The sequence below is a fragment of the Methyloprofundus sp. genome, assembly GCF_965251085.1.
In the GTDB taxonomy this organism is placed as follows: Bacteria; Pseudomonadota; Gammaproteobacteria; order Methylococcales; family Methylomonadaceae; genus Methyloprofundus.
On record NZ_OZ252594.1, the window covers coordinates 3799537 to 3812175 of the forward strand.

Sequence of the window (12639 nt, forward strand, 5' to 3'; positions counted from 1 at the left end):
GACCGAGACAATCACTTGTTATCATAAAAAACATTAGTTGATGATATGGACTCCTCCAAAAAGATGGTTTTGATAAAACCAATTGATACCTGTAACGTATCTAGTTATACTTTAGCTTATGATTATAAGTTTCAAACATAAAGGGCTAGAACGCTTCTTTAAAACAGGAAATAAATCAGCTATCTAATCAAATCATTCCGCTAGGCTTCAACTAATTTTAGGTAGGCTTAATGCTTCTGCACAACCATTGGATATGAACTTACCAGGGTTATCACTTCATCAACTTACGGGTGATAGAAATGATATTTGGTCAGTTAAAGTGAGCGGCAATTGGCGAGTAACTTTTCGAATGAATGGAGAGCATGCAGAGATTGTCAATTATGAAGATTATCATTGAGGTAAAACCATGTTAATGCACAATCCCCCCCACCCTGGACTCATAATAAAAGAACTCTGCCTTGAGCCTTTAGGGGTGACAGTTACTGATGCAGCTAAGGCACTTGGCATTAGTAGAAAAACATTATCCAGCATTATTAATGGCAAAGCTGGTATAAGCCCTGAAATGGCTGTTCGTTTATCTATAGCTTTTAATACTTCATCAGAAAGCTGGATGAACCAGCAATCTCAATATGATTTATGGCAAGCCGAACAACATAGAGACGAACTACAGGTTTCTAAAATATTGGTGGCCTGATGTTTGTTTAGTCGTCTTAATTGAAGTTTAAGGTCAAGTTGGCTACCCCTTTGATCTGAATTTGATATGCAGGGTGTAATTATTAATCACCATTTTCGAAGGCTGGCCGTCTGTTTCAGCGCCTTGCTCTCAACAAAAATCGACGCACTATAACAGCGCAACAGTCACCAAGCAAAGTATAGAATTTATTTTTACTCCATTTATCCTAAAAACCGCAGTTGAACGCTAAAAAACACTTTAAGCATTTGAATATAAAACATAATGCCCGTAACAACTTATCACCTGCAGGGTCAACAGACTCCGCTTCACGGTTTTGTGAATAAATCTGAGTGCGAAATGCTGCGTTACAGCTATTGCCAAGGGCTACGGCCATTGCCTGCTAGCTGTGCCTTGTCTTTCGAACTCAGATTTTCCACAAAATCCCTGCTCAACTGCGGTTTCTAGGTTTATGTATAGCTTCAAGCAACTTGCCGTTTTTTTTCTTTTTATCGAAGGAATAATATATATTTTTCTGCGCAACACGGATGTATTGCTCCCTGTACTTTTATCAGTGTTAACAATTTATCTGTTATTGTTTTATTTCTCTATGAACCTGCAATTAAACGTCTATTTAAAGGCAAAAAATAAAGCAAAAAAAGGTTATGCCGTATTGGGGTTTGATGATGGCCCCGACCCTGAAATGACGCTGAAAATACTGGATATATTAGAAACCTATAATGCAAAAGCAATTTTCTTTCTTATCGGAAAAAACGCCATAAATCATCCCGATATTGTTAAAGAAATAGTGAAGCGTGGGCACTTGATTGGTGGACATACCCTGAACCACCCAGCTAACTTTGGAACGCTGGGTTTCTGCCAGGCCGAAAAAGAAATTTTGCACGGCATTAAAGTAGTAGAAGCGATTATTAACCAGAAAATAACGCTTTTCAGGCCACCACTTGGCATCAGTAACCCAATAATTGCAGCAATAACTAAAAACAATAATTTACAGGTGGTCGGATGGAATATAAGGTCTTACGACACGATAAATAAAAATGCACAAAAAATGCTAACGCGAATTACCAGGCAAATCGATGACAGATCAAGTATTCTTTTTCATGACCGGGTACAGAACACTGTAGAAATATTGCCCTATATTTTGCAAGACATGCAAAATAAAAAACTGATCATCTTTCCTGAAATAGATTAATTGGTTTGTGCAGCACACACCGAACAACTATTACCTAAAAATGAACACACATTTTATCGAAAAGTGTATTGCACTGATGTTGACCTTGTTTTTTGCAACGTCCTCATGCAAGCTGCATGCAGAATCAAACTCGGGGAACCTCAGGTCTTATAAAGCGAATAAGGGGGCTTTGATTTATGATTCTTAACAATACCACTAACTGAGACATAGCCTAAACCAAAGACCCCGTTGTTTCTCGCGTGAGGGCTTCCTAGTGTTAATTCAAAACTCCCATTGAAAGAGCCTTATCAGCCAAGAGCAGGCATTGAAACAAGCAATTTCAACAGAGGCTGACCATTTTTATTCGTCAGGGACTTGTTGACACTCGTTGTTTTTGTTACATTCATTCCTCCCAATAACAGAGGTGTTAAATTGGCATGCATAGTTTCCATTACATGAGTCTTCTCCAATAATACCTAAGTTATCTTGGCAGGCATATTCTCCATTGCAAGAGTCTTCTTGGACTTTTCCTTCGTTTCTTTGACAGGCAAAATCACCTTTGCAAGAATCTGATCCGATATAACCAGAATTATCTAAACAAGCTTGATTGCCTCTGCAAGAATCGTCTTCAACAGCTCCAAATATCCCAACAGAGGGCTGTAAAGGGACACAACCAACTAGGCGCCTATGTTCAGTAAGGCGACCAAAGTTCCCATTAATAGCATTAAATTTAAGTGTTTCATTAGTTTGCTTTCTCTATTGTAAATTAAGTATTCAGCCAACTTAGTTTATACCGCCACAACACCTAAGGAATGCGCACGAAATAACTTAAGCAACTGACTTGTCTTTTTATCCGTTTTCTACGTCTTGAATACGAATAAAAATCCTGCGCCAGATGCTCAACTTATTCCGTGTGCGTTCCTAAGTAACCCTCTTTAAATATTTTTGGTTTGCTAAATATTTGATTGAACCAAAAAACGAGGGTCACAGCGTCTTTGATTTATGATTCTTAGCAATATCACTGATTGAGATATAGTCATAATTCTATAGTAGACCCCGTCGTAATGTGACCCCGCTGTGCTCATTTAGAAAAACGACTTAATTTCATATTCAGTTTAATTCATATATCACAATGTGCTATAGTTGAGCCATGAAAAAATTGTCCACCAAATGGTCAAAGAAAGTTAAGTTGACAAATGATGACTTGCTTGTGGCTATCTGTGACCTAGAAGGTGGATTATCTACAACAGATTTAGGAAGTCACCTGTTCAAAGTTCGAGTAAAAAGAGAACATAGCGGAAAAAGTTCAGGGTTTAGGACAATTATTGTATCTCAAGAAAGTGAGAAAGCAATTTTCTTATATGGATTTGGAAAGAACGAAAAAGAGAATATTGACAAAGCTGAATTACAATATTTCAAGAAATTAGGAAATGATCTTTTAGCTTTGGACTCAGAGGAACTTGAAGAATCTATCGGGCAAAAAATACTATTTGATCTGAAGGAAGAGAAATGAGAGAGTCTATAAAGAATGCAATTGGAGAGACTGTTCAAGATATGATGGACTCTGGAATAAAAGTCTCCTTTACAAAAAAAGAACTTGATCTGCTGGGTGTAGAAATTCCAAAAGTCCAATTAACAACAAATCAGATCATAGCCATAAGAAAGCAAATGAACCTCAGTCAAACTGTATTTGCTAAAGTGTTAAATGTTAGCGCATCCTCAATAAGGCAGTGGGAGCAAGGAAAAAGAAAGCCAAGTGGCTCGACTAAAGTTTTACTTGAACTCCTAGAAAAATCCCCTCACCTTCTTGATTATAGGCTCAGTGCGTAATAAAAAGACATAATAAGTTTTGGGGTCGGTCTTGCATTTTGCACATAAAAAGGGACCAAAGGGGTCAGTGCTAAATGCCATTTTGATAAAATCGACATAGCGCGAGTGTTTTCAGGATCACTCGCTCAGGCACAAAGCACAACTCAGCATTGATCAAGACAAATCAACGAATAAATTTGATTTCTACGCCAATGTCTTGCTGAAACTCCAGCCATGCCTTATCAGCAGTTAGAGCAATACGTTTATGCTGTTTCGCTGTCGCAAGACAGGCCCTATCTCCTAATGACAAACCTTTTTTTTGAGTAATATTTCTCATCCCACCAGTAGCAATGGCGGTGCCCTTCTCAAAATCTAGAATTTCAATATCCATTGCATTAATAAGCTCATAAACTTCACTTTCCGGCATGCCAAGTTTATTAAGAACACTGGCAACTTCTGCCAGATTAACGGAGGAAATAGCGCTACAAGGAAGGCATTTTCCAACCACTTCCGACCCTTTCTCCTTTTGAAGTAATGCAAGAATTGCAGAGGCATCCAGTAAATATTTATTGTTCATTTGCCACATCTGCTCTACGCTCATTAAACAGCATTTGTACAAGATCGTTATCTGACTGCATGTACCTTGCAACTTTTTCCTGTACATTCTTTATTGATTGCTCAACAGGCAATATTTCTATATGCCCATCTTTTAATGAAATTATCACCCCTTCACCTTCGGTGAGACCTAGAGCTTTACGGTACTGAGCAGGTATTACTAATCGGCCTGACTTCCCTATGGTTGCCATATGATGCATTTTTTACCTCAAATATTTATTTGACACACATTATCATAATGGTAAAAAACATATACTGCCACTATTGAAATAATTGAGCGTAGTTCACAGATGCTTTCCTAGGAGGCTGTCCAAGAATAGAAGCCGTAGCAAGGGGAAGCTATTTTGAGTCAGACTTTTCGATTATTAGAGGAGAATAGCTGGCTCTTTAACGAAAATAATCGGGAAAATCTGGCCAAAATCAGCTTTTCCGCAGTAGACCTTCTATTCTTGAACAGCCTCCTGGGTTCTTCTCTGGGGCATAGATACGAGAGAGGTTTGTTTAGTGCTGACTACAAACTAACCACTACGCCAGATAGAAAATAATAACCAGATTCCCCCCATAAAAGCCCCGACAAAACCAATCAGCCCGAGGAAAGAGGAAGTCCCACCTTCCACTGTCGAAACAATTGAACTACCGACGATTAACGCCGAAGTAATCAAACTGACAGATAAGCGATTCACTACCCTGTCTAACTCTTTGCCTAGCCACTCCGGTTTGTTAATCTCCAGGCGTACACCAAGAGCGCCACGCCGTGCCAGCTCCAGTATGCGGTGTAAGTCATTAGGGAGCTCTGTCATTAATTCCATCATCTCGGAAAAACCTTCCCAGCCCCGCTTTAGTAATGCATCGGGAGTATAGCGCTTAAATAAAGCACGGCGCATAAAGGGACTTGCCACCTGCACTATATTAAAGTTGGGATCTAATTGCCGCCCCATGCCTTCCAGAGTAATCAAGGTCTTCATCAATAAGGTCAGGTCTGGCGGTAGCATCAGATGGTGGTCGCGCAGCAAAGTCATTAAATCTGTTATAAATGTGGTGATATCAATGTCTTTCAGTGCCACATCGTGATACTGATCGATAAAGCCATCGACGTCGGTGGTCAGGCTTTCGGTATTAATCGGCGCATCTCCCGCCCATTTCAATAAAATCCTGACCACCTGACTGGTGTTACGACTGATGACTCCCTGTAAAAGATGGATAACCTGTGCGCGCCGCTCTTCTGTTAGCCGCCCGACCATACCAAAATCAATGAAAGCGATACGGTTTTCAGGCAGAAAAAACAGGTTGCCGGGATGCGGATCCGCATGGAAAAAACCATCTTCCAGCACCATTTTCATGACCACATCAGCGCCACTATTTGCCAGTTGCTGCCTATCCAGACCTGCACTGTCAATCGCTACAAGATCCCGCGCAGGAATTCCGTCTATATATTCCTGTACATTCATCCGCTCGCAAGTCAGTTGCCAGTATACTGTTGGAATAACCAGCACAGGGTCATTGGAAAAAGATGCAGCAATACGTTCTGAATTACGACCCTCACCGGCTAAATCCAGTTCGCGGCGCATCGACAAGGTAAATTGATGAATAATTTCTTTAGGCTGGAAACGCCTTAAATCTATGCTTTCTCGGTCTGCTATTTCGGCTAATTGCTTGAGTAAGCGTAAATCAGCTTCTACTATGGCCCGAATACCAGGCCGGCGGATTTTGACTACAACCTGTTGTCCCCCTTTTAGGCAGGCACGATAAACCTGACCGATGGATGCGGTTGCTAAAGGCTCACGTTCGAATTCGCTAAAAAAATCATCGATTTCACCGCCTAGATCTTCGAGTAATTGTGGCTCGACTTCACTAAAAGGCACGGCACGCACCTGATCTTGCAGCTTGGTAAATTCTTTAATCCATTCCTGAGAGAATAAATCTGCACGTGTTGCCAGAATCTGACCTAATTTTACATACGTCGGGCCCATTTCCTCTAAAGCTCTGCGCACCCTGGCAGGCGGCTCCAGGTGAGCCAGTTCCTCAACCTCGGCCCAATGTAAAACCTTACCTGCACGGTCGATGATATTCGCCAGACCCAGACGACGCACTACATCGCCAAAACCATAGCGAATCAGGATTAATGCAATCTCATGTACCCGGCCAAGATCCTTGGCGGCATTTAAAGTTCCTAATATCATTTAGCCTAAACCCGGCTTACCAGTATCGATGTATAGTCATCGACCTGCTTTATCATCTGGCGCTAAACTATCCGCAATACCCGCGAGCAAGCCACTGGCAACTCGGGCGACAGAGGCACCTGTCGTTTTTGCGACATCTGCCAGCTGAATATTTTTACCTTTACGGCTAAGAAATTCGCTTAAGTGACCGGAAGTCTCAGAGACTGTTCGTCCGACTGAAGTGGAGCTTTGTTGTAGATGACTGACTATATTGCTGATAGTATTGGAGGTGACTTCCTGACCGCCTTTTGCAACCTCATTCAAAGTATCTAAAAACAGCTTTTCAAGATCATTCAAATCAGTTAAAGCACGCTTCAAATCGTGCTCGGTAAAGTGCTCGACATTATCAGCTGCTTCCTCAATTGCCAGCGAAGAAGCTTGTGCCACCTGGCTTAATGCATCATCAATCCCGGCGACTGTTTGCTGCATGATCGCTTTTGCTTCAGGCGCGGCATTATTCGCACCCTCAAAAGCACCGTTAACCACAGCCTGCAACACTTCTTTAATATGTCCAGGTTCCATCTGCCCGTCTTTCAATGCATCAACAACGATATTGCGCACTTCATTGTGTATATCGTTACCACGGATAACAGAATCCCGTGCCGCCTGTTGTTGTTCTTGCCTACTATTATCAACCATGATTTTCTCCAAAAAAGATATTTAATATTACTGATTTAGAATCTTGTAGGTTTCATTTTCCCTTATCTTACTGAGCAAGAAACATATCGCCCCTTGAATAACAAAGAACAAAATGCAAACCTGAATCAAACTTAATACATTGAATTTAATAGCCTTTAAAGCGATTTAAACGATAGTAAAAGCCATCATAACGGCATCTTCGCGTACACCATTTTCAGCCTTGTAATATCCTGGTCGAATACCAATTTCATTAAAGCCCATACTTTCATATAAAGCGATAGCACCTGTATTCGATGGCCTTACTTCTAAAAACACACTTTCGGCTTTTTTTGCTTGAGCATTTTCAATGACATGCTGCATAAATTTTCGCCCCAGGCCTTGCTTACGCATCACCGGGTCGATACAAAGGTTAAGCACAGTTGCCTCACCCACCGCTGTTGAAACAATACAATAAGCGGTTATTTTATCTTCAGTATCCTCGCTCACCCAGCAATCATAGTGAGCTGCATTTAAGCAATCGTGAAATATCGGCTCTTTCCATGGGTAATTATACCCCTGCCCTTCGATCTCCAGCACTCGCGGTAAATCCGCTTTACTCATTTTACGAAAACGCATCAATTCCACCTGATTTAAGCTATCCGGAAAAACTTTAGCGTAAAATTCCCGGTCGGCATCATAGGTGACTAAGCCTTTAATTTGCTTCAATACTTGTTTAAACATGTTTATTTTACTTTTTCAAAAAGAGTTAAAGCCCGTTGCATATCTTGCCACACTTTAGACTTCTCGGTTAATGAGCGTAATAAATACGCCGGATGATACATGGCAATCAAAGGAATGCCTGCATGGTGATGCTCGACTCCCCTTAATTCAGCCAGAGGGGCTTTACTTTGCAATAATTTATGTGCAGCAATTCGGCCAACAGCAATTAATAGCTTAGGCTGAACCAAGGCAATCTGGCGCTGCAAAAAAGCGTTACAAGCTTCTAATTCCTGAGTCTTTGGATCACGATCTTCAGCAGGGCGGCATTTAACGATATGCGTAATATAAACCTGCTCCCTGCTGAGTTGCATAGCCCGTAGCATTTCTGTAAATAGCTCAGCCGAATGATCAGCAAATGGTAGCCCTTGTTGATCATCTTCCTCGCTGGGCGCTTCTGTGATCCACATATAATCGGCCTGCTGATTTCCTGCGCCTATAACAACCTGCTGACGTGATTGACTTAGTTCACATTGCTGACATACGAGCATTTCAGCGTGCAGAATCTCCCAACTATCCTGCTCAATTTTAGCTAGCGGGACATCCTTGGGGGTAGTATTTTCAACAGCTCGAGGCACCCAGACATCTATGCCCATCGCTGATAGATATTGTAAGCGTGTTGTATTATCCATTACCAGCCTGAACTCCAACGGGTTTATTATTTAGGTAGGGCGTGGCTTTAGCCCGCCTTTCAATACTTTGGCATCGGCGGGCTAAAGCCACGCCCTACGTTTAAATTACTTACATCGTTTAAAACAGAATAATCAACTACACCTGCGGGTGCTGCTTTTCACCTTTATTTTCAAGTTTATTTAGCGCATTGATATAGGCCTTCGCGGATGCAATAACAATATCTGTGTCGGCGCCCAAACCATTAACAACGCGCCCACCTTTCTCCAAACGCACAGTCACTTCACCCTGAGCATCAGTACCATTGGTGATACTGTTGACAGAATAAAGCTCTAAAGAAGCACCTGACTTAACAATAGAATCTATTGCCTTTAAGCTGGCATCAACCGCTCCACTCCCTTCCGAGTCAGCACTGAACTCCTGCTCACCCACTTTAACGGTGACTTTTGCACTCGGAGTTTCCCCTGTTTCAGAACACACTTTTAAAGCAATTAACTTATAATGCTCTTCTTCGCTATCGGTATTCACCTCGGTAATCAAGGCTTGCAAATCTTCATCAAAAATTTCATGCTTTTTATCCGCTAATTGCTTAAAGCGATAAAAGGCATCATTTAACTCTGACTCACTATGAAATTCAAAGCCTAATTCCGTCATGCGATTTTTAAACGCATTACGCCCCGAGTGCTTACCCAAAACCATACGATTTGCTGACCAACCCACATCTTCAGCGCGCATAATTTCGTAGGTTTCACGATGCTTTAATACACCATCCTGATGAATACCGGACTCATGCGCAAAGGCATTTGCGCCAACGATGGCTTTATTCGGCTGCACAGGAAATCCAGTAATACTGGAAATTAATTTAGAACAGGTAAGAATTTCCCGAGTATCCAGGCGGGTATCACAAGCAAAGACATCGTGCCGAGTTTTAATCGCCATAACGATTTCTTCTAAAGCCGCATTACCTGCACGCTCGCCTAAACCATTAATAGTACATTCTACCTGTCTCGCGCCATTCATTACCGCAGACAAAGAATTTGCCACAGCCAAACCTAAATCATTATGACAATGCACTGAAAAAACAGCTTTATCAGCATTCGGAATACGCTGCCTTAGGTTGCCTATCATTGCACCAAAATCAGCCGGAATACTATAGCCCACAGTATCCGGGATATTTAAGGTGGTCGCACCGGCATCGATAACCGCTTCTAAAATACGGCATAAAAAATCCTCTTCGGAACGACCGGCATCTTCAGGGGAGAATTCGACATTATCCGTGTACTTGCGCGCTCGCTTAACGGCTTTTACCGCATACTCAATCACCTGCTCAGGCGACATTTTCAACTTCATTTGCATATGTATCGGTGAAGTTGCAATAAACGTATGTATACGCGAGCTTTGAGCTGGTTTTAAGGCCTCTCCCGCACGGTCTATATCTCTATCCAAAGCACGCGCAAGTCCACAGACCGTACTGTCTTTGATCGTCTCAGCTACCGCTTGCACGGCAGCAAAATCACCGTCACTCGCCGCAGGAAAGCCCGCTTCAATCACATCGACCTTTAATTTTTCCAAAGCACGTGCAATTCTAACCTTTTCTTCACGCGTCATCGACGCACCCGGACTTTGCTCGCCATCGCGCAAAGTCGTATCAAATATTATTAATTTATCTTTCATGGGAAATTCCATTCATGGTGGCTTATGTTTAGCCAGCTTGTGATATATGACACGGATTCATTGTAGTCGAGGAGAGCCTAGGAGGTATTTCAGCCTTTATTTAGGGGTGAAAGCTTATCGCGCGAATCCGTATCGTTGTATATTTAGAGAATATTATAGAGATGCCCAGCAGGGCAGATGGCGGCCTAGGCAACTAGCGGAAGAATAAACATGTATTGCCTGTTGTTTGCTGATCATAATATTGTGTTGGTTTTCTTGTTGATTCATTATGTTAATTCATGCGTCCCTGACGCTTACGACGTAATAATAACATAGTCATAATAGGACCTGACAAGGCATAACCAAAGAAAAAGAAAAATAAAACCGTTGCAGGGTTGGATAAAGTAACGGCAAAACCTAACATGACACCGATAACCACCACAAAAGGCACTTTGCCACGCAAATTTATATCTTTAAAACTATAATAGCGGAAGTTGCTGACCATCAATAAACCTGTCGCTACTGTCATAATTAAAACCAGCCATGGCCAGCCATCAACTCCATACTCATATTTTTCGCTAACCCAAACCAGACCCGCTAAAATAGCCGCCGCGGCAGGACTAGGCAAGCCTTGAAAATAGCGTTTATCCTGCGTTGCCAATTGGGTGTTAAACCTTGCCAGACGTAATGCGCCACCCGCTAAATGCACGAAAGCACCAATTAAGCCCGCCTGTCCTAATGAAGATAAAGACCACAAATACATAACGATAGCAGGCGCAACACCAAAAGAAACCATATCGGCCATGCTGTCATATTCAGCACCAAATTCACTTTGCGTATTGGTCATGCGCGCAACACGCCCATCCAGGCCATCCAGAATTAGCGAGACAAAAATTAAGATGGCAGCTATTTCATAACGTCCTGAAATTGCCGATGCAATGGCGTAAAAACCAGAAAACAAAGCCCCTGTAGTAAACAAATTTGGCAATAAGTAAATTCCACGATTACGTTTTTTTGAGCTTTTCTGATCCGGTTCAGTCATGACTAAGGGTTTGCTAAACAGTTTTATAAAATATAAATAATAATGCAGACTATTGTATAGCATTTAACCTAAAAACATCAGTTGAGCACGGATTTTTGTGGAAATTTGGCGTAAAAAATAAACAACCGCTCATTCGAAAACCCTGCGCTATACAATCAGATATTTAATTTATAGAGTTTCCATGTAAGAATACGCGGCAATATGAATAATCAACAACACGGCATTAGCCCGCATACAGTCAATCTATCATACCGCTGTTTAAAGCAGATGATACAACTGGTACGTGATTTACAAGAGCTGAGTGAAAACCCTGCTTACCCTCCGCTATTAACCAGCCTTCCCCCAACAGCGCAATTCGACCCTGGGCATTTCTCGGTATTAATGGGCTATGACTTTCATATAGCTGATACGCAGCAGGTCAAACTAATTGAAGTGAATAATAATGCAGGCGGCTTATGGTTTGCTGCGCGTAGTTATCAAATAGACGCGACTGATTTCCCCAAAAAACTGGCCGCTAAATTATTAAATACTTTTTTACAAGAATACCGCTTATTTCGTCAAGACCCTAGTGCACGACCTCGATTAATTGCAATCATTGATCAGTTACCAGAACAGCAGTTTCTGTATGCTGAAATGCAGGTTTTTGCCAGACTATTTGAGCAAGCAGGTATAAAAGCCGTGATTATTGACCCTGCTCAGATTGAAATAAAGAATACTCGCCTGTATTATCAAGACCAGGCTATCGACCTGATTTATAACCGCCATTGTGATTTTTATTTAAACAGCTCTGAAATGCAACCCATAGCCCAGGCATGGCAACAAAAAAGCGTCTGTTTAACACCCAACCCCCGCATTTATGGCCTACTGGCGGATAAACAACGTATGGTTGACTGGTCCCATAATGATTTTTTTAAGGATTTATTATCGCCTGCGGAGGCAGCTCGTTTACAACAAGCTATCCCGCATACCCAATTATTATCCTCACACCCTGAGGAAACTTTATGGGCAGAGCGCAAACAAAAAGTGTTCAAGCCAACGACCAGCTATGCCAGTCGAGGCGTATATGTAGGTGATAAATTAACTAAAAGCAAACTGAATAGCCTGGTGCCTCACGAAACATTAGTCCAACAGCGTATTAAGCCAACCATTACGCATGCACCCGATGGGGAAAAGTTTAAAACTGATTTTCGCCTGTTTGTCTACCGTAAAACTATTCTCGCGGTAAGTGCGCGGTTATATCGAGGCCAGGTAACCAATTTACGCACAACGAATGGCGGGTTTAGTAAAATTAAAATCGTTAGCGAAAATTAAAACCTCCTTATCTCAGAAAATATCTGGAAAATTACTTTCTCCAGTATTCTCAACACAGTTAAACATACCTAAGTAAACTTGACCTGCTATGACCTTACACTCA

At 41.7% G+C, this 12639-nt stretch carries 13 protein-coding genes and 1 pseudogene; 6 read left to right on the top strand and 8 right to left on the bottom strand.

From position 1 onward, the window contains the following. Positions 1-199 precede the first annotated feature (199 nt). The 5 genes and pseudogenes from ACQY3F_RS17915 to ACQY3F_RS17935 all read left to right on the top strand — a co-directional run. Positions 200-397: pseudogene (locus tag ACQY3F_RS17915) on the top strand (type II toxin-antitoxin system RelE/ParE family toxin); the annotation flags it as partial. Between the two features lie 9 nt (positions 398-406). Continuing rightward, a complete protein-coding gene (locus tag ACQY3F_RS17920; protein ID WP_428356342.1) occupies positions 407-694 on the top strand; it encodes a HigA family addiction module antitoxin in 288 nt (95 codons plus the stop codon). A 586-nt stretch (positions 695-1280) separates the two neighbouring features. After that, positions 1281-1883: a polysaccharide deacetylase family protein gene (locus ACQY3F_RS17925; RefSeq protein ID WP_428357740.1), complete on the top strand. Its 603-nt coding sequence runs from the start codon at positions 1281-1283 to the stop codon at positions 1881-1883. A 1129-nt stretch (positions 1884-3012) separates the two neighbouring features. Next, positions 3013-3375 (top strand): type II toxin-antitoxin system RelE/ParE family toxin, encoded by a 363-nt coding sequence (locus ACQY3F_RS17930; protein ID WP_428356344.1) that lies wholly within the window; start codon positions 3013-3015, stop codon positions 3373-3375. Further along, positions 3372-3692: a helix-turn-helix domain-containing protein gene (locus ACQY3F_RS17935; protein WP_428356346.1), complete on the top strand. Its 321-nt coding sequence runs from the start codon at positions 3372-3374 to the stop codon at positions 3690-3692. The genes ACQY3F_RS17930 and ACQY3F_RS17935 overlap by 4 nt, the downstream gene beginning before the upstream one ends. A gap of 163 nt (positions 3693-3855) precedes the next feature. On the opposite strand, the gene ACQY3F_RS17940 is transcribed toward ACQY3F_RS17935, so the two are convergent. The 8 genes from ACQY3F_RS17940 to pssA form a co-directional block, all read right to left on the bottom strand. Continuing rightward, positions 3856-4248, bottom strand: coding sequence for a type II toxin-antitoxin system VapC family toxin (locus ACQY3F_RS17940; RefSeq protein ID WP_428356347.1), 393 nt, complete (start codon positions 4246-4248; stop codon positions 3856-3858). Continuing rightward, positions 4238-4486, bottom strand: coding sequence for an AbrB/MazE/SpoVT family DNA-binding domain-containing protein (locus tag ACQY3F_RS17945; protein ID WP_428356348.1), 249 nt, complete (start codon positions 4484-4486; stop codon positions 4238-4240). Before ACQY3F_RS17945 ends, ACQY3F_RS17940 begins: the two co-directional genes overlap by 11 nt. A 318-nt stretch (positions 4487-4804) precedes the next feature. Further along, on the bottom strand, positions 4805-6466 hold the full coding sequence (locus ACQY3F_RS17950) for an ABC1 kinase family protein (protein ID WP_428356350.1): 1662 nt from the start codon (positions 6464-6466) through the stop codon (positions 4805-4807). Positions 6467-6502: 36 nt separating this feature from the next. Beyond that, complete coding sequence (locus tag ACQY3F_RS17955; protein ID WP_428356352.1) at positions 6503-7144, bottom strand: DUF6781 family protein; 642 nt, start codon at positions 7142-7144, stop codon at positions 6503-6505. Between the two features lie 165 nt (positions 7145-7309). Continuing rightward, positions 7310-7864: a ribosomal protein S18-alanine N-acetyltransferase gene (gene rimI / locus ACQY3F_RS17960; RefSeq protein WP_428356354.1), complete on the bottom strand. Its 555-nt coding sequence runs from the start codon at positions 7862-7864 to the stop codon at positions 7310-7312. A 2-nt stretch (positions 7865-7866) separates the two neighbouring features. Next, positions 7867-8532 carry a uracil-DNA glycosylase gene (locus tag ACQY3F_RS17965; RefSeq protein ID WP_428356355.1) on the bottom strand — a complete coding sequence of 222 codons (666 nt, stop codon included), beginning with the start codon at positions 8530-8532 and terminating at the stop codon, positions 7867-7869. A 136-nt stretch (positions 8533-8668) separates the two neighbouring features. After that, on the bottom strand, positions 8669-10204 hold the full coding sequence (locus ACQY3F_RS17970; protein WP_428356357.1) for a 2-isopropylmalate synthase: 1536 nt from the start codon (positions 10202-10204) through the stop codon (positions 8669-8671). 271 nt (positions 10205-10475) lie between these two features. Further along, positions 10476-11225: a CDP-diacylglycerol--serine O-phosphatidyltransferase gene (gene pssA / locus ACQY3F_RS17975; RefSeq protein WP_428356359.1), complete on the bottom strand. Its 750-nt coding sequence runs from the start codon at positions 11223-11225 to the stop codon at positions 10476-10478. A 201-nt stretch (positions 11226-11426) separates the two neighbouring features. On the opposite strand from pssA, the gene ACQY3F_RS17980 reads away from it, so the two are divergent. Further along, positions 11427-12536 carry a hypothetical protein gene (locus ACQY3F_RS17980; protein WP_428356361.1) on the top strand — a complete coding sequence of 370 codons (1110 nt, stop codon included), beginning with the start codon at positions 11427-11429 and terminating at the stop codon, positions 12534-12536. Positions 12537-12639: the final 103 nt, after the last annotated feature.